The organism is Sphingomonas sp. KC8 (assembly GCF_002151445.1).
Classification (GTDB): domain Bacteria; phylum Pseudomonadota; class Alphaproteobacteria; order Sphingomonadales; family Sphingomonadaceae; genus Sphingomonas_E.
The window spans coordinates 1,989,084-2,008,332 of the sequence record NZ_CP016306.1; the positions used below are offsets into that span (position 1 = coordinate 1,989,084).

General features: G+C 64.8%; 19 protein-coding genes. 16 read left to right on the forward strand and 3 right to left on the reverse strand.

The features are described 5' to 3' along the window. The first annotated feature begins 11 nt into the window (after positions 1–11). Entirely contained in the window at positions 12–917 is a 906-nt protein-coding gene (locus KC8_RS09420) for a LysR family transcriptional regulator (RefSeq protein ID WP_010125493.1), read from the forward strand. Here the strand turns inward: KC8_RS09420 and KC8_RS09425 are convergent. Then, positions 872–1,276 (reverse strand): DUF805 domain-containing protein, encoded by a 405-nt coding sequence (locus tag KC8_RS09425; RefSeq protein WP_010125491.1) that lies wholly within the window; start codon positions 1,274–1,276, stop codon positions 872–874. The two genes, KC8_RS09420 and KC8_RS09425, sit on opposite strands and share 46 nt — an antisense overlap. Positions 1,277–1,528: 252 nt before the next feature. On the opposite strand from KC8_RS09425, the gene dinB reads away from it, so the two are divergent. The 3 genes from dinB to alkB all read left to right on the forward strand — a co-directional run bounded on the left by dinB (position 1,529) and on the right by alkB (position 4,044). Continuing rightward, on the forward strand, positions 1,529–2,614 hold the full coding sequence (gene dinB, locus KC8_RS09430) for a DNA polymerase IV (RefSeq protein WP_010125490.1): 1,086 nt from the start codon (positions 1,529–1,531) through the stop codon (positions 2,612–2,614). Positions 2,615–2,681: 67 nt separating this feature from the next. Beyond that, entirely contained in the window at positions 2,682–3,377 is a 696-nt protein-coding gene (locus KC8_RS09435; RefSeq protein WP_010125489.1) for a 2OG-Fe(II) oxygenase, read from the forward strand. Then, on the forward strand, positions 3,367–4,044 hold the full coding sequence (alkB, locus tag KC8_RS09440) for a DNA oxidative demethylase AlkB (protein WP_010125488.1): 678 nt from the start codon (positions 3,367–3,369) through the stop codon (positions 4,042–4,044). The genes KC8_RS09435 and alkB overlap by 11 nt, the downstream gene beginning before the upstream one ends. Here alkB and KC8_RS09445 read toward each other — a convergent pair. After that, positions 4,038–5,042, reverse strand: a complete 1,005-nt coding sequence (locus KC8_RS09445) for a L,D-transpeptidase (protein ID WP_010125487.1) — start codon at positions 5,040–5,042, stop codon at positions 4,038–4,040. The two genes, alkB and KC8_RS09445, sit on opposite strands and share 7 nt — an antisense overlap. A gap of 260 nt (positions 5,043–5,302) precedes the next feature. Here KC8_RS09445 and KC8_RS09450 point away from each other — a divergent pair, with 260 nt between their 5' ends. From KC8_RS09450 to KC8_RS09460, 3 genes are all read left to right on the forward strand, one after another. Continuing rightward, positions 5,303–6,820 (forward strand): amidase, encoded by a 1,518-nt coding sequence (locus tag KC8_RS09450; protein WP_232455672.1) that lies wholly within the window; start codon positions 5,303–5,305, stop codon positions 6,818–6,820. 106 nt (positions 6,821–6,926) lie between these two features. Beyond that, positions 6,927–7,871, forward strand: a complete 945-nt coding sequence (locus KC8_RS09455; protein WP_010125485.1) for an AfsR/SARP family transcriptional regulator — start codon at positions 6,927–6,929, stop codon at positions 7,869–7,871. A gap of 336 nt (positions 7,872–8,207) precedes the next feature. Continuing rightward, positions 8,208–8,609 (forward strand): UrcA family protein, encoded by a 402-nt coding sequence (locus KC8_RS09460; RefSeq protein ID WP_083831232.1) that lies wholly within the window; start codon positions 8,208–8,210, stop codon positions 8,607–8,609. A gap of 72 nt (positions 8,610–8,681) precedes the next feature. Here the strand turns inward: KC8_RS09460 and KC8_RS09465 are convergent, their stop codons facing one another. Continuing rightward, the gene (locus tag KC8_RS09465; RefSeq protein ID WP_010125483.1) at positions 8,682–10,013 is read right to left on the reverse strand and encodes an MFS transporter; all 1,332 of its coding nucleotides are present in this window, start codon (positions 10,011–10,013) and stop codon (positions 8,682–8,684) included. 177 nt (positions 10,014–10,190) lie between these two features. Between KC8_RS09465 and cyoA the strand changes: the two genes are divergently transcribed. The 9 genes from cyoA to KC8_RS09510 all read left to right on the forward strand — a co-directional run bounded on the left by cyoA (position 10,191) and on the right by KC8_RS09510 (position 19,237). After that, positions 10,191–11,510, forward strand: a complete 1,320-nt coding sequence (gene cyoA / locus KC8_RS09470) for a ubiquinol oxidase subunit II (protein WP_083831237.1) — start codon at positions 10,191–10,193, stop codon at positions 11,508–11,510. 7 nt (positions 11,511–11,517) lie between these two features. After that, a complete protein-coding gene (gene cyoB / locus KC8_RS09475) occupies positions 11,518–13,521 on the forward strand; it encodes a cytochrome o ubiquinol oxidase subunit I (RefSeq protein ID WP_010125480.1) in 2,004 nt (667 codons plus the stop codon). A gap of 5 nt (positions 13,522–13,526) precedes the next feature. Next, positions 13,527–14,159 (forward strand): cytochrome o ubiquinol oxidase subunit III, encoded by a 633-nt coding sequence (gene cyoC / locus KC8_RS09480; protein WP_010125479.1) that lies wholly within the window; start codon positions 13,527–13,529, stop codon positions 14,157–14,159. Continuing rightward, positions 14,156–14,539, forward strand: coding sequence for a cytochrome o ubiquinol oxidase subunit IV (cyoD, locus tag KC8_RS09485; protein WP_010125478.1), 384 nt, complete (start codon positions 14,156–14,158; stop codon positions 14,537–14,539). Before cyoC ends, cyoD begins: the two co-directional genes overlap by 4 nt. Positions 14,540–14,625: 86 nt before the next feature. After that, complete coding sequence (locus tag KC8_RS09490) at positions 14,626–15,306, forward strand: SURF1 family protein (protein ID WP_138956681.1); 681 nt, start codon at positions 14,626–14,628, stop codon at positions 15,304–15,306. Then, positions 15,306–16,628: an ATP-binding protein gene (locus tag KC8_RS09495; RefSeq protein ID WP_010125476.1), complete on the forward strand. Its 1,323-nt coding sequence runs from the start codon at positions 15,306–15,308 to the stop codon at positions 16,626–16,628. The genes KC8_RS09490 and KC8_RS09495 overlap by 1 nt, the downstream gene beginning before the upstream one ends. Next, positions 16,618–17,151 (forward strand): response regulator transcription factor, encoded by a 534-nt coding sequence (locus tag KC8_RS09500; protein ID WP_010125475.1) that lies wholly within the window; start codon positions 16,618–16,620, stop codon positions 17,149–17,151. Before KC8_RS09495 ends, KC8_RS09500 begins: the two co-directional genes overlap by 11 nt. Before the next feature lie 238 nt (positions 17,152–17,389). After that, positions 17,390–18,886 carry a L,D-transpeptidase family protein gene (locus KC8_RS09505; RefSeq protein WP_010125474.1) on the forward strand — a complete coding sequence of 499 codons (1,497 nt, stop codon included), beginning with the start codon at positions 17,390–17,392 and terminating at the stop codon, positions 18,884–18,886. A 21-nt stretch (positions 18,887–18,907) separates the two neighbouring features. Further along, a complete protein-coding gene (locus KC8_RS09510) occupies positions 18,908–19,237 on the forward strand; it encodes a hypothetical protein (protein ID WP_010125472.1) in 330 nt (109 codons plus the stop codon). Positions 19,238–19,249 lie beyond the last annotated feature (12 nt).

The window sequence follows — 19,249 nt, forward strand, 5'->3', positions numbered from 1 at the left end:
AGATGCGATCTATGATTGACCGCTATCTGCTGCGCTACTTCCTTGCCGTAATCGACCATGGCAATTTCAGCCGTGCCGCCGAACAATGCAATGTTTCGCAACCCACCCTTTCGGTGGGGATCGCCAAGCTGGAACGCCTGCTCGCCCGGCCGCTGTTCCACCGCACCAACCGCCGGGTAGAACTGACGCCGGCGGGTGCGCATTTCGCGGTGCATGCGCGGCGGATCGAAGCGGAGTTCAACCTCGCCGAAAGCGCCGTTGCGGGCCAGGCGCGCAAGCGGACGGTGCGGCTGGGCGTGCTGGCGACGATCCCGACGCCGCTGGTGGCGCAGATCGCGGCGGCGCGCGGCAACGATGCGGAACAGGTGGAACTGGTCGAAGGGCGCGAACGCGATCTGCTCGATCGGCTGGCGCGCGGGCGGATCGATGTGGCGCTGACCCTGCTGCGGCCGGACACGGATCGTTATGCGGCGGCCCCCTTATGGTCCGAAGGCTATGGCCTCGCATTGCCCGAGGCACATCCACTGGCGGGTGAGAGCGTGATCGCAGCCGAGGCGCTGGCCGATAATGTGATGATCGTGCGCCGCAACTGCGAGGTGCTGGCCGAAACCAGCCATTATTTCACCACGCGCGGGGTGCGCCCCTTTTTCGCGGCACGGACGACGAACGACGATCGCGCGTTGGCGCTGGTGGCCGCCGGATTGGGGGTGACGGTGATGCCCGACGGCCATGCCGCCCCCGGCGTGGTGCGCGCACGGCTCGCCGGGTTCGATCATGTCCGCGATATCGGGCTGTTGTTCGCCGCGCACGCCGATCCGGTGGAGCTGGGCGCAAGCGCCACGATCCGGGCGGTGCGCGCCCTTACCATCCATCAGGCCGGCAAGATGCCGTCATCCACGATCGGATCGGCGCCATAGCGATTCGGCCCGGTCGTGCCCCGCTGGCACAGAAGGTAAAGCAGGATGAAGACACCAGCCACGGGCACCAGCCCGGCCAGCAGCAGCCAGCCCGATCGGCCAACATCGTGCAGACGGCGCACCTGCACCGCCAGCGCGGGCACGAACATCACCAGCACATAGAGCGTGAACAGCGGCAATGCGACGCCCAGCATCGCCGGCGGCGGGCCATCGGGCGCGACGGCCATCGCTGTCAGCACCGGCAGGTAAAGCAGCATGCCGATTACGCCATGCATCAGCGCGAACATCCAATATTCACGCCGGCACGACCGGCCGCTGAAATCGGCATAGCGCCGTAGCGGCAAAAACATCCATTCCATCACGCAGACCCCTTGTTGTCTTTGTTGCGGCAAGGGACAAGTCCAGCGCCCCCCGCCCCAAGAGCGCTGACGCAACGGCATCGTTACGGCCACGCCAACGCGACCAGGCCAACACCGCGCCGGGCAGGCGCGCACCGGCACGACGAACCTGTCATATGATCGGACGAAGGCGCCAACGCCGGCCACCACGAGGCGGGTGACATTCGCATCACATGTTCTTATGATGTTCCGGCCAGTTCAACCATAGCCCCGATGGCGGACAGCGTGACGCGCAAGATCATCCATATCGACATGGACGCCTTTTTCGCGTCGGTGGAACAACGCGACCAGCCGGAATTGCGCGGCCGGCCGGTGGCGGTGGGCGGATCGAACGCGCGCGGCGTGGTCGCGGCGGCCAGCTATGAAGCGCGCAAATATGGCGTGCGATCGGCGATGCCATCCGTCACCGCGATGCGCAAATGCCCCGAACTGGCATTCGTGCCGCCGCGCTTTGACGTGTACAAGGCGGTATCCGGGCAGATTCGCGCGATCTTTGCCGACTATAGTGATCTGGTCGAACCGCTGTCGCTGGACGAAGCCTATGTCGACGTGACCGAAAATCGCCGCGCCCTGCCATCGGCCACCGCAACGGCCGAGGAAATCCGCGCGCGCATATTGGCGGAAACCGGCCTCACCGCATCCGCCGGCATTTCATACAACAAGTTCCTGGCGAAAATCGCGTCCGACCAGAACAAGCCCAACGGCCAGTGCGTGATCACCCCGGCACAAGGGGCGGCGTTCATCGAACATCTGCCTGTCGGCCGGTTCCACGGCGTCGGCCCCAAGACCGCCGAAAAGCTCAACCGGCTGGGCATCTTCACCGGGGCCGATCTGCGCCGGCAGGAACTGGGCTGGTTGCAGCAGCATTTCGGCAAGGCGGGCCACTGGTATCATGCAATATCGCGCGGGATCGACGAGCGCGCCGTGGTGCCCGATCGGCCGCGCAAATCATCGGGATCCGAAACCACTTATTCCCACGACCTGACGACCCCGGCGGCGGTGGAAGACGGCGTGCGCGCGATGGCCGACGAAGTGTGGGACTGGTGCGCGCGCACCCGTTCGTCGGGCCGCACCGTCACGGTCAAGATCCGCTACGCCGATTTCCGCCTGATCACCCGCAGCCGGACGATGGCGAGCGGGGTGGCGGACCGGGCCGCGTTGCACGCGATCAGCATCGATCTCATCCGCAGCACATTCCCGCTGGCGCTGGGGGTGCGGCTGCTGGGGGTAACATTATCGAACCTTGATGCTGCCGGTGCCGCCGCCGATCCACCGGCACAATTGGCGTTCATGCTATGATCGCCCGGTTTGAACGCAAGCGGCGGGATGCCGGGCGCACGCGTCTTGCGGCATCAGGCGCGCCATGATGGATATCGCGACGATAGACTGGGCGGCCGTGGCCACCGATCTCGACAGGCAAGGCTGGGCGGTGCTGCCGGCGCTGCTGTCCGCAGCCGAATGCACGGCGATGGCCGGGCGGTATGACGAACCAGCGCATTTTCGCAAGACCGTGACGATGGCGCGGCATGGCTTTGGACGCGGGGAATATCGCTATCTCGCTTATCCCCTGCCAACGGACGTGGCGGCGCTGCGGACCGCGCTTTACGCCCGGCTCGTGCCCATCGCCAATCGCTGGAACGCGAGGCTGGGGATCAATGAGGAATTTCCAGCCGGCCATGCCGATTTCCTTGCCCGCTGCCACGCCGCCGGGCAGACGCGGCCGACCCCGCTGGTGCTGCGGTACGGGCCGGGCGACTATAATTGCCTGCACCAGGATTTGTACGGCGCGCACATGTTTCCGGTGCAGGCGGCGGTTTTGCTGTCACGGCCGGGCGCGGATTTCGATGGCGGCGCATTCGTCCTGACCGAACAACGCCCGCGCATGCAATCGCGTGTCGAAGTGGTGCCGATCGAACAGGGCGATGCCGTGCTGTTCGCGGTCAACCACCGCCCGGTGCAAGGCGCGCGCGGCGATTATCGCGTGGCCATGCGCCACGGGGTGAGCACGTTGCGGCGCGGGCAGCGGCACATGCTGGGGATCATCTTCCACGATGCGATCTGACCCGCAGCCTTTGTCCCCCCCGGCCTTTGCCGACGATCTGTTCGCGGGTGAGCGACGCGATCAGCCGCTCGATCCGGGTGCGATCGTGCTAGGCGGTTTCGCCAGCGACCGCGCGCAGGCGCTGTTCGCGGCGATGGAAACGGTGCTGGCGGATGCGCCGCTGCGCCACCTGATCACGCCGGGCGGCTGGCGGATGTCGGTGGCGATGAGCAATTGCGGCACCTTTGGCTGGGTGAGCGATCGCAGCGGCTATCGATACGATCCGGCCGATCCGCTAAGCGGGCGTCGCTGGCCGGCCATGCCCGCACTGTTCACGGCGTTTGCCGCCGAAGCGGCGACGGCGGCGGGCTTTGCCGGATTCGTGCCCGATGCCTGCCTGATCAACCGTTACGAACCCGGCGCGCGGCTGTCGCTGCATCAGGACCGCGACGAGCGGGACCAGAGCGCGCCGATCGTATCGGTGTCGCTGGGATTACCCGCAACCTTCCTGTGGGGCGGGCCGGAACGCCGCGATCGGCCACGCCGGGTGCGGCTGGCGCACGGTGATGTCGTCGTCTGGGGCGGGCCGGCGCGTTTTGCCTTTCACGGCATCGACCCGGTGGCCGATGGCACGCATCCGCTGACCGGGGCGGCGCGCTACAACCTCACCTTCCGCAAGGTTTATTGACCGCCCGACGACGCGTCTTCGTCACCCGCGATCACCGTCATCTTCCGGCCCGATCCACCGGAGCGCAATGTATCGCTGGTGAGGACCACCGTGGTGCCCGGCACGAGCATCGCAGCCAGCCGGACACGAAAATCTTCGGGGATGTGGAGCCGCTCGCGTTCCTCCGCGCTTAATTCCTGCCCCGGTTCGACTGCCTGGCCGGGCAGCGGCAACTGGAGCCAGTGGAAACCGGTGTCGTCCTTCGCCCGCAGCGTATAGGCGCTGGCGCCCGTCACCGGGCCGCTGATCGTGACCGGCGTGCGGCCGATTTCCACCCCGTTGCGCAACACCAGCAGCCGGCGATCGCTGGCGCTGATGATGATCGAAATCGGGCCGGTCGCCGCCTTGTCGATCTGCCAGCGGGCGCGATCGTCATTCGCGGCCGAGGGCGCGTTGCCGGCCAGCACCGCCGGCGTCGGCGCGACGCGCGGCACATCGTGCGCATCGGTGATCACCACGGTCAGGCCGAGCGATGTCGCCCCATAAAGCTGGCGGGCGAACGCCATCGGCAGGCGGATGCAGCCGTGCGACGCGGGATAGCCCGGCAGATTGCCGGCGTGGAGCGCGATGCCATCCCAGGTCAGCCGCTGCATGAACGGCATCGGCGCATTGTTGTAGAGGTTGGATTTGTGATCCTTGGCCTTTTGCAGGACGGTGAACACGCCCGTGGGCGTTTCATGGCCTTCCTTGCCGGTCGATACGGTCGACACGCCGATGATCACGCCGTTGCGGTAGACATAAGCGCGCTGGGTTTGCAGGCTGACGATGATCATCACCGGGCCATCGGGTGCGACATCCGGCGCCCAGATGAACTCCCCGGGCTTGAGCGCGGCCACCGCATCGGCAATCGAGCCGGCAGACAAGGACGCCTGCATCGCCCGTCCCGCCCCGGACGACAGCAGCAGCGCGCCACCAAGCCAGCCGAACATCGCGCGCCGATTGGACAGGATCATCATCATTCCCCGCTGGTTAGCCGCCGTCGCCGGAACGAAGGCCACGGCCCTACGGCATGAATCCGATATCATTTGAGATCAACGGACAAATTTTAGACGCGAGTCCACTTGCGCGATGAAATGTTTCTTTGCACACCCGACGCCAGATCGCGCACGTCCGACGGACAGACCCGGACCGACGATGCAGCGGCAATGCGAGAAGGATGCGCCATGATGACAGGTTTCACAGTCACGCCCATTTTTGACGTCCGGGCAGGCGCATGAGCATGTCGCGACGCGAAACACTGGCCGGCGTGGCCGCCACCGCCATGATGGCAGCCACCGCAACCAAGGGGAACGCCAAGGCCGCACCCGCCGCGAAAACCAGCATCCTGCAGGACCATGACGCCCTTGGGCTGGCCGATCTCGTCCGCCGCAAACAGGTTTCGGCAGGCGAACTGCTGGAGGCCGCGATCGCGCAGGCCGAAGCGCAGAACCCGCGCTTCAACTTCATGGCGCAGAAACATTATGATCGCGCCCGCGCGGCGATCGCCAAGGGGCTGCCCGACGGGCCGTTCACCGGCGTGCCGTGGCTGATCAAGGATCTGAACACCTATATCGCCGGCGAACTGACCGAAAATGGCAGCCGCTATTACAAGGGCAACCGGGCGACGGTGACTTCCGAACTGGTGCTGCGTCACGAGCGCGCCGGGCTTGTCATCTTCGGCAAAACGACGACCCCGGAATTCGGGCTGACCGGCACCACCGAATCCAAGGCGACCGGCCTGACGCGCAATCCGTGGAATCCGGAACGGATCGCCGGCGGATCGAGCGGCGGGGCGGCCGCGGCCGTCGCGGCAGGCGTGATCCCTGCTGCCCACGCCACCGATGGCGGCGGATCGATCCGCATCCCGGCATCCTGCTGCGGCCTGTTCGGCCTGAAGCCCAGCCGCGGCCGGGTGCCGATGGGCCCGCCGCGCACCGAAGGCTGGGGCGGCATGTCCGTCCACCATGCCGTAACCCGCAGCGTGCGCGACAGCGCGGCCTTGCTGGATGCCACGCATGGGCTGGAACTGGGATCGCGCTATGGCGCGCCGACGCCCGAGCGCCCGTTTCTGGAAGAAGTCAGCCGCGCGCCCCGGCCATTGCGGATCGCGCTCAACGTAACGCCGATGGCCGGCACCCCTGTCGATCCCGAAGTGATCGCGGCCGTGCGCAACACCGCTAAACTGCTGGAAAGCCTTGGCCATCATGTTGAGGAAGCAGCCCCCAAGCTGGATCTCGCCGCGATCGGCCGCGCATCCTATGCGATCATATCCTCCTCGGTGGCAGCCGACCTGCAGGCGCGGGCCGCACTGACCGGGATCAAGCCCAGCCTTGATGTGCTCGAAGCCGCCACGATGGCGTACTACGAAATGGGCCTGAAGATGCCCGGCACGGAATTCGCCCGCGCCAATAGCGACCTGCAAACCGCCGCGATCACCGTCGCGCAGTTCATGCAAGGCTATGACATCATGCTGTCGCCAACGGTGGCCGCACCGCCACCACCACTCGGCATCCTTGGCCTGTCGCCGGCGGATATCAACAGCTATTACAAGGCAGTGAGCGAATACACGCCGTTCACCGGATTGCAGAACCAGACCGGCCAGCCGAGCATGTCGGTGCCGCTGGCGATGACGCAATCGGGGCTGCCGATCGGGGTGATGTTTTCCGCCCGCTATGGCGACGAAGCCACCTTGTTCCAGTTGGCGGGACAGTTGGAGCAGGCCGCACCGTGGGCGGCGCGCCGGCCGCGGATCGCCTGATCGCATTGCATATAGGCGCGGCGGTGGCTGAGGCGTAGAATATATGCTTCAGCCATTTCCGGCTGTGGCGTGTCGGGATCTGGCGTGTCGGAAATTGGGGCGTCTGATGGACGATCCGGCGACGGACGCGCGTCAAGGCCCAGCTTCGCGGAATAATGGTTTCGAATTGCGATGTTGGGGCCAGTTTGCACTGTTCCATCGCGGCGAACGGGAGGACTGTTCGCCACGGGGGCGCAAGGCGCGCGCCATCATCGCCTATCTCGCCAGCCATAATGGCGCGGGCACCAGCCGGGAACGACTCGCCGGTTTGCTGTGGAGCGAACGCGGCGACAGGCAGGCCCGCGCCAGCCTGCGCCAGTCGCTGTTCGAATTGCGCACCCTCGCCTGCGACGGACGGCCGCTGGTGGTGCCGCATCGCGATCACATCCAGGTCGATGCCGATTTGCTGACAAGCGACATCGCCAGCATCGAACAGGCCGCCCGCACCGGGCGCATCGCGGACCTGACCGATCTGCTCGCCAAGCGGGACGACCGCCTGTTCGACGGCCTCGACAATCTCGACCCGGCATTTGACGAATGGCTCGCCACCGAACGCGCCAAGCAACATGACCGGATCGCCCATCTCGCCATGGAAGCGGCGCGCGACGGGCTGAACCGGCGCGCCAACGGCCATGTGCGCACGTTGATTTCCTGGATCGAACGACTCGACAATTCCAGCGAGACGCTCGCCCGGCTGGGTATGCTCGCCGATCATGCCGATGGCGATCTTGGCGCCGTACACCACCGTTTCCAGCGGTTATGCACTATATTGCAAAACGACCTCCAGATCGAACCTTCGCAGGAAACCCGGCGCCTGTATCAGAGCCTGACCGCCGCGACCGACCTGCCTTCGCCCGACCCGCGCGCGCGCCATATATCGCAACTGGGTGACCTGCCGGCGGCCACCCCGATCGCGCGTCCGCCGCGACGAATCGGGTGGCTGATCCTGCTTGTCGGAATCGTCGCCATCCTCACCGCATTGGCGCTGTGGCTGCGGGCGAAACCGGCGTGACGCATCGGCCGGATCGATCAGGAGCGCCGCGCGCACCGTTCACGCCAAAGGATCGCAATTTCGTTCCGTCGAACATGCATTTAACGAAATAATATCGCCGAACCGAGGCAGGAAACGCAACCAAACCCCTATTTGATGGCCGTTTGACGCGCATATCACGCGATTTTCCCCCGTCGCTGCCAGCCTGTCGTCAGCGCCGTTTCACATCCGAATCCTGCTGGATCGGAAGTTGGGGATGGCCAGCGCGGCCCCATCGATTCCGGAGTCGCGCCCATAAGACCAGTTTGGCCCGTCGCGGCCCGGGGCGCACCACATCGGACAGAAGGACTTTTCACAATGTCTATGGTCATGAAGAATGCGTGGACGGCCCTGGCGCTCGTCGCCATTGCCACTGTCACCACCCAGGCGCAGGCGCAGAATGCGGATGGCACGATCGTCGCCACGGGCCGCCGACTGGCCGATTCCGAACATCCGACAATATTGGTGAGTTATGCCGATCTCAACCTGCGCAACGATGCGGGGGCAAACCGCCTGGGCAGCCGGGTGCGCAATGCCGCACGCCAGGTCTGCAATGTCGAGGATTTGCAGATCCCGACGCTCGCCGTCCAATCCCGCGCCTGCTACCGCACCACGCTCGATCGCGCCAAACAGGACGTCGCCTTTGCGATCGAACGGGCGCGGGGTGCCCCGCAAATGGCGAACAACGACGCCGGCACGCTGATTGTCCGCCGGCAATGATGCAACCCTAGCCGGCTGACATGTCCCGATCGGGCGGCCATATCCGAAAACGATATGGCCGCCCGATCGATATCAGGACTTGCTGGCGGCCAGCCCCTTGTTGATCCACAGCGCCAGCAGGGTGCAGATCGCGCCCGACAGCAGATAGATGCCCGATGCGAACAGGCCGAAATGGCTGGACAGCGCAAGCGCGGCCAGCGGCGCAAAGCCCGCCCCGAACAGCCAGGCCAGATCCGACGTCAGCGCCGATGCGGTGTAGCGGGTGCTGGTCGAGAAGTTCGAGGCGACGACACCCGACGACTGGCCGAACGACAGGCCGAGCAGCATGAAGCCGATCACCATGAACGCGACTTCGCCCAAATCGCCGCCGTTCAGCAGCAGCGGCGCGAAGATGCTGAACACCGCGATCGCGATCGCCGAACCGCCCAGCAGACGCCGCCGGCCGACCTGATCGGCAATGAAGCCCGACGCGACGATGGCGAGAATGCCGACGGCGGCACCGATCATTTCAATGACCAGGAAGCGGTGGACGGCTTCTTCGGTGAACAGCGCGACCCACGACAGCGGAAACACCGTGACCATGTGGAACAAGGCGAAACTGGCGAGCGGGGCGAACGCACCAAGGATGATGTTGCGGCCTTCGGCGCGCACCGTTGGCACCACCGGCGATGCCTGAAGATCGCGGCTTTCGAACAGGCGTTCGAATTCATGGGTGACGACGATGCGCAGCCGCGCGAACAAGGCGACGACGTTGATCGCGAACGCCACGAAGAACGGATAGCGCCAGCCCCAATCGAGGAAATCGGCGGTCGACAGGCTCGACACGAAGAAAGCGAACAGCGCGCTGGCGACCAGCAAGGCGATCGGCGCGCCCAATTGCGGCATCATCGCATACCAGCCGCGCTTGTTTTCCGGCGCGTTGAGCGAGAGCAGCGAGGCCAGGCCATCCCATGTGCCGCCCAGCGCCAGCCCCTGCCCTGCGCGCAACAGCGCCAGCATGAACACCGATCCGTAGCCGATCGTTTCATAACCGGGGAGGAAAGCGAGGGCCGCGGTTGACCCGCCGAGCAGGAACAGGGCGATCGTGAGTTTGACCCCGCGGCCATATTGGCGATCGACCGCCATGAAGATCAGCGATCCGATCGGCCGGGTGACGAACGCGAGCGCGAAGATCGCGAACGAGAACAAGGTGCCCGTCAGCGGATCGACAAAGGGGAAGACCAAAGCCGGAAACACGAGCACCGACGCGATCGCATAAACGAAGAAATCGAAAAATTCCGACGTGCGGCCGATGATGACGCCGATCGCGATCTCGCCGGGCATGACGCGTTTGTGGCGCGCGGTGATGGTACGCGCGTCGCGTTCGGCGGACGTCGACGATGGCGTGGCAGCCTGTGCACTCATGGGGCGGATCGCTCCTTAAAGCCCGTTCGCTGAGAACGACCCCACTATACACCGGCAGCCGGCGCGAAAGGGAATCGCTCACTCGTTCGGTGGCCCAATGCCTCTTTTGCGCTGCAACAGTGATTGGACAAAGTGTCCAATGTCGGCAGCGACGAGGAAGGCCTAGCCGCCTCGTCCATGACCGTCCGTCGACCATCCCTGCCGAAAATCGGCCCCAAACCCGGCTCAAGGCTTGGCATTGCCAAGGCCAGGGCTTTGGCACCCCTGCTGTTGCTGCCGCTGGCCGGCTGCGACTGGATCGTCATGAACCCCGCCGGGGATGTGGCGGTGCAGCAACGCGATCTGATCCTGATTTCAACCGGATTGATGCTGCTGATCATCATCCCGGTGATGATCCTGATCGTGCTGTTCGCCTGGAAATATCGCAAATCGGCCGAAGCGCCCGATTATGATCCCGACTGGGATCATTCGACCTCGCTGGAACTGATGATCTGGTCGGCCCCGCTGCTGATCATCATCTGCCTGGGCGCGGTCACCTGGACGAGCACCCACCTGCTCGATCCATACCGTCCGATCGAACGGATCCACGCGACGCAAGCCGTGGACGAAAAGGTCAAGACGCTTGAGGTCCAGGTCGTCGCGCTCGATTGGAAGTGGCTGTTCATCTATCCCGATCTCGGCATCGCCACGGTGAACGAGCTGGCCGCCCCCGTCGGCGTGCCGATCCGCTTCAAGCTGACATCGTCGTCGGTGATGAATTCCTTCTATGTGCCGGCGCTGGCCGGGCAGATCTATGCGATGCCGGGGATGCAGACGATGCTCCACGCCGTCGCCAACAGACCCGGAAATTATGAAGGCTTTTCCGCCAATTATAGCGGCCATGGCTTTTCCGGCATGCGCTTCCGTTTCCACGCGCTGGATGCAGGCGGTTTCGATCGCTGGGTGAAGGACGTAAAGGCCGGCGGCGGCGCGCTCGATCGCACCGAATATATGGCGCTCGAAAAGCCAAGCGAGAAGGTTCCGCCGCGGCGCTTCGCCACGGTCGACGGGGAATTGTTCAACGCCATCGTCAACCTGTGCGCCCGGCCCGGCCAGCGGTGCATGAACGAACTGATGATGGTCGACGCGGCCGGCGGCGCGGGCAAGGAATCGGCCCATGACCTTCAGGGCCTGCGCCATGACGGCGCGGCGCTGGCGCCGTTCGCCCTGAAGATTCCGGCAGGCACCGCCCCGGCCAAGCCGGCGGCACATGCCACCCCAACGGGCCATGCCGGTCATGCCGCACAGGCCGCCCCTGCGGGCCATGCCGGCCATACCGGCCATGGGATGGACGCCAGGACGGCGGACAAGCCGATGCCCGCCAAGCCAATGGCCGCCAAGCCTGCCATGGCCCCGGCCAAGCCGCACGCCGCCCACGATCCACATGCCGGCATGACGCATCACGCCATGCCCGCCCCCACCCAAACCGGTTCGCCCGAACCGGCGCGCATCCGCTAGAGGCCGCATGTTCGACAATCCAGCCTTGATGAAGACGATCTTCGGCCGTTTGAGCTGGGATTCGATCCCGCTGCACGAGCCGATCGTGGTCGCCACCTTCGCCGCCGTGATGCTGGGGGGCATCGCGATGTTCGCCGTCATCACCCGCTACAAATTGTGGGGCTATCTCTGGAAGGAGTGGTTCACCACGGTCGATCACAAGCGGATCGGGATCATGTACATGATCCTGGGCCTGATCATGCTGCTGCGCGGCTTTGCCGACGCGATCATGATGCGGTTGCAGCAGGCGATGGCATTCGGCGGGTCGGAGGGCTATCTCAACGCCCACCATTATGACCAGATCTTCACCGCCCATGGCGTGATCATGATCTTCTTCGTCGCCATGCCGCTGGTGACGGGCCTGATGAACTATATCGTGCCGCTGCAGATCGGCGCGCGCGACGTATCGTTCCCGTTCCTCAACAATTTCAGCTTCTGGATGACGGCGGCTGGCGCGGTGATCGTCATGATCTCGCTGTTCGTGGGCGAATTCGCGCAGACCGGCTGGCTGGCATATCCGCCGCTGTCGGGCATCGCCTATAGCCCCAATGTGGGGGTCGATTATTATATCTGGGCCTTGCAGGTGGCCGGCGTCGGGACAACCTTGTCGGGCATCAACCTGATCGCGACGATCGTGAAGATGCGTGCGCCGGGCATGTCGATGATGAAGATGCCCGTCTTCACCTGGACATCCTTGTGCACCAACGTGCTGATCGTCGCATCCTTCCCGGTGCTGACGGCCACCCTCGTCCTGCTTTCGCTCGATCGTTATGTCGGCACCGCGTTCTTCACGAACGATTTCGGTGGCAATCCGATGATGTACGTCAACCTCATCTGGATCTGGGGCCACCCGGAAGTCTACATCCTGATCCTGCCGCTGTTCGGCGTCTTTTCCGAAGTCGTGTCGACCTTTTCGGGCAAGCGCCTCTTCGGCTACACGTCGATGGTCTATGCCACGGTGGTCATCACCATCCTGTCCTACCTCGTATGGCTGCACCACTTCTTCACGATGGGATCGGGCGCCAGCGTCAACAGCTTCTTCGGCATCACGACGATGGTGATTTCCATCCCGACCGGCGCCAAGATCTTCAACTGGCTGTTCACCATGTATCGCGGCCGCATCAGCTTTGAACTGCCGATGATGTGGACGATCGCCTTCATGCTGACGTTCGTCGTCGGCGGGATGACGGGCGTGCTGCTGGCGGTGCCGCCGGCCGATTTCGTGCTGCACAACTCGCTGTTCCTGATCGCCCACTTCCACAATGTGATCATCGGCGGCGTGCTGTTCGGGCTGTTCGCGGGGATCAATTACTGGTGGCCCAAGGCGTTCGGCTTCAAGCTGGAAACCACCTGGGGCAAGCGGTCGTTCTGGCTGTGGGTGGTCGGTTTCTGGACCGCGTTCATGCCGCTCTACATCCTCGGCCTGATGGGCGTGACCCGCCGGATGCGCGTGTTCGACGATCCGAGCCTGCAAATCTGGTTCGTCATCGCGGCGATCGGATCGGTCCTGATCGCGCTCGGCATCGCCTGCATGCTGATCCAGTTCTACGTCAGCTTCCGCGACCGCGAACAGCTGCGCGACACGACCGGCGATCCGTGGAATGGCCGTACGCTGGAATGGGCGACCAGTTCGCCGCCGCCGGACTATAACTTCGCCTTCACGCCCGTCATCCATGATGGCGATGCGTGGACGGACATGAAGAAGCGCGGCTACCAGCGGCCGACCAGCGGGTTCCGCCCGATCCACATGCCGAGCAACACCGGCACCGGGGTGATCCTGTCCGTGCTCAGCATCGCATTTTCGATGGGGATGATCTGGTACATGTGGTGGCTGGCGGCTGCCAGCTTCGCCGCGATCCTGATCGTCGCGATCGGCCATACCTTCAACTACAAGCGCGATTTCCACATCCCCGTGGATGAGGTGATCCGCACAGAAGACGAGCGGACCACGCTGCTCGCGGCACGGAGCTGATCGCCATGTTGCAGCAAGCAGAAACGGCGCCAGCCGGCGCCACCCCCGTCTTCCACGTGCTGGACGAACATGATCATCCCGAAGGCCAAAGCACCATGCTGGGCTTCTGGATGTACCTGATGAGCGACTGTCTCATGTTCGCGGTCCTGTTCGCCACCTTCGCGGTGCTGGGCGGGAATTACGCCGGGGGGCCGGGGCCGCGCGACCTGTTCGATCTGTCGCTCGTCGCGCTCAACACCGCGATGCTGCTGTTCTCGTCGATCACCTTCGGCTTCGCCATGCTGGCGATGGCAAAGGGCAAGGTGGGTGCGACGCAGGGGTGGCTGGCGATCACCGGGCTGTTCGGCCTCGCCTTCCTGGGCATCGAACTCTACGAATTCGCCCACCTGATCCATGAAGGCGCAGTACCGCAGCGCAGCGCGTTCCTGTCGGCCTTCTTCACGCTGGTCGGCACCCACGGGCTGCACGTCACCTTCGGCCTGATCTGGCTGGTGACGCTGATGGTGCAGGTATCGCGGCGCGGCCTGATCCAGGCGAACAAGCGCCGGCTGATGTGCCTCAGCCTGTTCTGGCACTTCCTCGACGTCATCTGGATCGGCGTCTTCACCTTTGTCTATCTGATGGGAATGCTGCGATGAGCGCGGAACAGCACGCACAGCACGGCCACGACGATCATCATGACGATGCCGCCCATGGCACCATGGGCGGTTACATGATCGGGTTCGGCCTGTCGGCGATCCTGACGATCATCCCCTTCTGGCTGGTGATGACCGGGGCGCTCGCCGACGCCCAGTTGACCGGGATCATCATCATGGCGTTCGCGATCGTCCAGATCGTCGTCCACATGATCTTCTTCCTGCACATGAGCAGCAAATCCGAAGGCGGCTGGACGATGATGGCGCTGATCTTCACGATCGTGATCATCGGCATCACCTTGGCCGGATCGATGTGGGTGATGTACCATCTGAACACCAATATGATGCCAGCGATGGTGCATGACATGAGCCAGATGCCGTGAACCAAACCGCCCTTCCCGAAGGGCAAGGGCAACGCCCGCCACGCTCCCCCGTTACATTGACGGTGCTGGGCGTGGTGGCGCTGGCGATGGTCGCCGCGCTGATCGGCCTCGGGCTGTGGCAGGTCGACCGCCTGGCGTGGAAGCAACAGCTGATCGCGAGCATCGACACCCGTATCCATGCCGCCCCGGTGGCGGCCCCCGGCCCAGATGAGTGGCCGGCGATCAAGGCCGCAAGCCACGCCTATCGCCGGGTCGAAGCGCGCGGCAGCTTCCTCCACGCGCAGACCAGCTTCGTGCAGGCGGCCACCGCGCGCGGCAGCGGTTTCTGGGTGATGACCCCGCTGGCGACCGACCGGGGCTTCACCATCCTCGTCAATCGCGGGTTCGTGCCACCGGAAGCGCGGGCGGCCATCGCCGGGATGCGGACGGCCGAACCGGCCGGCGTGACCGGCCTGCTGCGCATCACCGAACCGGGCGGCGGTTTCCTGCGCCGCAACGATCCCGCCGCCGGCCGCTGGTATTCGCGCGACGTAGCCGCGATCGCCACCGCCCAGCGGATCGACCACGCCGCACCCTATTTCATCGATGCGGCTGCCAACCCCGATCCCGCCGCCCTGCCGGTGAGCGGGCTGACCGTAATCAGCTTTCCCAATCATCATCTGGGCTATGCGCTGACCTGGTTCACGCTGGCGGCGATGGTGATCGGCGGCTACATGCTGCTGATGCGCGACGAAATAAGGCTGCGCCGGGCGCAGACCCGATCATGATGCCGCCGTATCCGGCGGCCGCCCTGACCATGCCGACGTCGACCGAAGAATCCGCTGGCCGCAAGAACATGCTGCTGCTGATCCAGTTGCGCTGGATCGCGGTGGCCGGCCAGATGGCGACGATCCTGCTGGTGCACTACATCATGGGCATCACCCTGCCGCTGCGCTGGATGCTGGTGGTTCCCGTGCTGGCCGTCGCACTCAACATCACCAGCCTTCTGGTGCTGCGTCGCCGTGACAATGTAACGCAGGTCGAACTGTTCCTGGCGCTGCTGTTCGACGTCGGCGCGCTGACGGTACAACTGTATCTGAGCGGCGGCGCGGTGAACCCGTTCATCTCGCTCTATCTGTTGCAGGTCGTGATCGGGGCGATCCTGCTCGATTCCCGGGCGGCGTGGGTGATCGCGGCGATCACGACCGTCTGTTCGGCAATGCTCGCGATCTTCTATCGCCCGCTCGCCTTGCCGTTCCGGCTGGAAAACAGCCTGCTCGACATGCACATATTGGGCACGCTGGTATGCTTTGCGCTGATCGCGGCGCTGCTGATGCAGTTCGTGACGCGGATCAACCGCAATCTCCAGGCGCGCGAGGCGCACCTCGCCGCGATGCGCCAGCGCGCCGCCGAAGAGGACCATATCGTCCGCATGGGCCTGCTGGCATCGGGTGCGGCCCATGAACTGGGCACGCCGCTGTCCTCGCTGGCGGTGATCCTGAACGACTGGCAGCAAATGCAGGGCTTTGCCGCCGATCCGCAGGTGCGCGAAGAACTGGATGAGATGCAGGCGGCGGTGTGGCGCTGCAAGGCGATCGTTTCGGGCATCCTCGTGGCCGCCGGCGAAGCGCGTGGCGAAGCCCCGGCCGTGACCACGATGCGCGCCTTCCTTGATGAGATCGTCGAAGACTGGCGGGGCGCGCGTGCCGCCGTCGAAGTGGCCTATAGCAATAATTTCGATCGCAACGTGCCGATCGTGGCCGATCCTGCATTGAAGCAGATCCTGTTCAACGTGCTCGACAATGCCGCCGATGCTTCGCCCGAATGGATCGGCATCTATGTCACCCGCGAACAGGACCGGCTGCGCTTCGTCGTCCGCGACCATGGCCCCGGCTTCGCGCCCGACATGCTCGCCAATATCGGCAAGCCTTATCAATCGAGCAAAGGCCGCCTGGGGGGTGGGCTGGGCCTGTTCCTCGTCGTCAATGTCATGCGCAAGCTGGGCGGCGAGGTGCAGGCGGAAAATATGGCCGGCGGCGGCGCGGCCGTCACCCTGACCTTGCCGCTGGCGACGCTGGAACTGAAGAAGGCGGACGATGATGACGGCTGAACGCCAATTGCTGATCGTCGAGGATGACGAAGCCTTCGCCCGCACGCTGCGCCGATCGTTCGAACGGCGCGGCTATCGCGTCGTCACCGCCGCCAGCCACGAAGCCCTGGAAGATGTGCTGAAAACCGAAAAGCCGGGCTTTGCGGTGGTCGACCTGAAACTGGGCACGGCTTCGGGCCTCGTCTGTGTCCAGACGCTCCATGCCCATGATCCGGATATGCAGATCGTGGTCCTCACCGGCTTTGCCAGCATCGCGACGGCGGTGGAAGCGATCAAGCTGGGGGCGTCGCACTATCTGGCCAAGCCATCCAACACCGACGATATCGAGGCCGCTTTCGCCAAGGGCCGGGGCGACGCCGCCGCCCCCGTCACCCAGCGAACGACATCGATCAAGACGCTGGAATGGGAACGGATTCACGAAATGCTGGCCGAAACCGATTTCAACATTTCGGAAACCGCGCGGCGGCTGGGCATGCATCGCCGTACTCTGGCGCGCAAACTGGGCAAGCGCCAGATCAGCTAGACGCTGGAGTCCACGGCGGCGCATGGATATTCTTCCCAAAGACGATATTTTACCGCCCGCCGCTTGATCACCGCGTCCGGGTGGACGATGCAGACATGCTCGTGTTTTTGCTCGCGGTTCAGCCTAGAGCAGGATTGCATCGGGCATGGCGCCCACAGCGATGGGGCAAGCCGGGGCTGGAGTGATACGGGGTATGAGTAAGGTTTTGGGATCCATCGGCGTACGTGGCCGCTGGTTCATGCGGCAAACGGCCGGCGCCATGACGGTCGCAGGGCTGTTGACGGCGCCGCTGGCAGCCGCACCGCAGACAACCGCGCAGGTGCCGCAACCCGCGCAGGGGCCGCCGGTCAACCTCCTCCCGCCGCCGGCGCCCGTGCCTATGGCCCCGCCTGCGCCGGTCATCCCGCTGCCCACATTGACGGCCGTGCAATCGGTGCAACTCGCCACGCTGATCAACAGCGACGCGATCGCGCAAGGGTTGCGCTATGCCGGTGGCACCCCGGCCAGCTTTTCCGACAATGATACGCTGGTGCGCGCAGCACTCGACCATGCCCACGCCGTCCATGCCGGGCGGCTCGACCCCGCCGATTTCCAGAAGGATTGGGGCCTGCGGCCTTTGCCTTATGATCCGCTGCCAGCCTTTGCCGACGCGGTGAAACGCGACCGGCTGGCGCAATGGATCGCATCGCTGCCGCCGCCTTATGCCGGTTATGACGGGCTACGAAAGGGCCTGGCCACGTATCGCGCGATCGACGCGGCCGGCGGCTGGCCGGCGCTGGCCGCCGGCCCCGATCTGGGCCTTGGCGCCAGTGGTGCGCGGGTGGCGGCGCTGCGCCAGCGGCTCGCGGTGGAAGATGCCCAGGTGAAACGCAGCGGCGACAAGTTCGACGCCGAACTGGTGGAAGCCGTGCGCCGGGCGCAACGCCGCTACGGCCTGAACCCCACGGGCACCGTTGCCGGGCAGACGCTGGCCGCGCTGAACGTGCCCGCGGGCGAACGCGTCCGCCAGATCATGGCCAACATGGAACGCTGGCGCTGGCTGCCGCAGGACCTGCCGAAAAATCGCATCCAGGTGAATATCGCCGCCGCCATCCTCACAGTGTTCGACGGCGATGTCCCCGTCCAGTCGATGCGCGCCGTGACCGGCCGGCCGGGCGATGAAACGCCGATGCTGCAATCGAAAATCCACAGCATCGTGATCAACCCGCCGTGGAACGTGCCATCGTCGATCGCGACGCGCGAATTGTGGCCCAAGGAAAAGAAAAGCCCCGGCTATCTGAAGCGCAACGGTTTCAAGGTGATCGACACCGGCAATGGCGGCACCCGGCTGCAACAGGCGGCTGGCACGCGCAGCGCACTTGGCCGTTACAAGTTCGATTTCGACAATAATTTCTCGGTCTATCTGCACGACACCCCGTCGCAATCGACCTTCCAGCAATATAGCCGGTTGGCGAGCCATGGCTGCGTGCGGCTGGAAAAGCCCGCCGAACTGGCGAATTTGCTGCTGAAGAACGAAAGCGCCTGGGGCAGCGACGCGATCGAGGCCGCCGTCGACAAGGGCAATACCGTGCGGGCACGGATCAGTGATCCGGTGACCGTCTATCTGCTGTACTGGACGGCGTTCGCCAGCAGCAGCGGGCAGATGAATTTCCGGGCCGATCCTTATAATTGGGACGGCAAGCTGGCGGCGAAGATCGAAGCGCGATCAGGCCGCACGGCCGTGGCCGCACGCTGACGTTGATCTGAGAGGAAATACATGACGAACCGTCGCCCGATTATTGCCGCCGCTTTGCTCGCGCTGACCATATTGGCCGGCTGTTCCAGTTCCGATCCGGAAGCGACGCCAAACGAAATGAGCGACGAGAACGTCGTACCCGAAGGCGATGTGCCCGAGGCCGAACCGGTGACACCGGCGGAAACGGCCCCGCCCGAACCGACGACGCCAACGAACATCATCGTCGCCGAACCTGAAGCACCGGTCGCGCCCGATGCGCAGATGCTGGACGATGCCGATGCGACGGGCATGACCGCGCGCCTGCCCCGCAATACGGGTGACGACGCGCAGGCCCCCGCCAGCCAGGAATAAGCCGATCGCCGG

What these genes read in the sequence shown, in the direction of transcription:
- KC8_RS09505 (WP_010125474.1), top strand. Translation starts at nt 17,390, where the DNA reads ATGCGGCAAACGGCCGGCGCCATGACGGTCGCAGGGCTGTTGACGGCG.
- cyoC (WP_010125479.1), top strand. Translation starts at nt 13,527, where the DNA reads ATGTTGCAGCAAGCAGAAACGGCGCCAGCCGGCGCCACCCCCGTCTTC.
- KC8_RS09445 (WP_010125487.1), bottom strand. Translation starts at nt 5,042, where the DNA reads ATGATGATGATCCTGTCCAATCGGCGCGCGATGTTCGGCTGGCTTGGT.
- KC8_RS09495 (WP_010125476.1), top strand. Translation starts at nt 15,306, where the DNA reads ATGCCGCCGTATCCGGCGGCCGCCCTGACCATGCCGACGTCGACCGAA.
- KC8_RS09500 (WP_010125475.1), top strand. Translation starts at nt 16,618, where the DNA reads ATGACGGCTGAACGCCAATTGCTGATCGTCGAGGATGACGAAGCCTTC.
- cyoD (WP_010125478.1), top strand. Translation starts at nt 14,156, where the DNA reads ATGAGCGCGGAACAGCACGCACAGCACGGCCACGACGATCATCATGAC.
- dinB (WP_010125490.1), top strand. Translation starts at nt 1,529, where the DNA reads ATGGCGGACAGCGTGACGCGCAAGATCATCCATATCGACATGGACGCC.
- KC8_RS09425 (WP_010125491.1), bottom strand. Translation starts at nt 1,276, where the DNA reads ATGGAATGGATGTTTTTGCCGCTACGGCGCTATGCCGATTTCAGCGGC.
- KC8_RS09465 (WP_010125483.1), bottom strand. Translation starts at nt 10,013, where the DNA reads ATGAGTGCACAGGCTGCCACGCCATCGTCGACGTCCGCCGAACGCGAC.
- KC8_RS09510 (WP_010125472.1), top strand. Translation starts at nt 18,908, where the DNA reads ATGACGAACCGTCGCCCGATTATTGCCGCCGCTTTGCTCGCGCTGACC.
- KC8_RS09460 (WP_083831232.1), top strand. Translation starts at nt 8,208, where the DNA reads ATGTCTATGGTCATGAAGAATGCGTGGACGGCCCTGGCGCTCGTCGCC.
- KC8_RS09490 (WP_138956681.1), top strand. Translation starts at nt 14,626, where the DNA reads ATGGTCGCCGCGCTGATCGGCCTCGGGCTGTGGCAGGTCGACCGCCTG.
- cyoB (WP_010125480.1), top strand. Translation starts at nt 11,518, where the DNA reads ATGTTCGACAATCCAGCCTTGATGAAGACGATCTTCGGCCGTTTGAGC.
- KC8_RS09450 (WP_232455672.1), top strand. Translation starts at nt 5,303, where the DNA reads ATGTCGCGACGCGAAACACTGGCCGGCGTGGCCGCCACCGCCATGATG.
- alkB (WP_010125488.1), top strand. Translation starts at nt 3,367, where the DNA reads ATGCGATCTGACCCGCAGCCTTTGTCCCCCCCGGCCTTTGCCGACGAT.
- KC8_RS09455 (WP_010125485.1), top strand. Translation starts at nt 6,927, where the DNA reads ATGGACGATCCGGCGACGGACGCGCGTCAAGGCCCAGCTTCGCGGAAT.
- cyoA (WP_083831237.1), top strand. Translation starts at nt 10,191, where the DNA reads ATGACCGTCCGTCGACCATCCCTGCCGAAAATCGGCCCCAAACCCGGC.
- KC8_RS09420 (WP_010125493.1), top strand. Translation starts at nt 12, where the DNA reads ATGATTGACCGCTATCTGCTGCGCTACTTCCTTGCCGTAATCGACCAT.
- KC8_RS09435 (WP_010125489.1), top strand. Translation starts at nt 2,682, where the DNA reads ATGGATATCGCGACGATAGACTGGGCGGCCGTGGCCACCGATCTCGAC.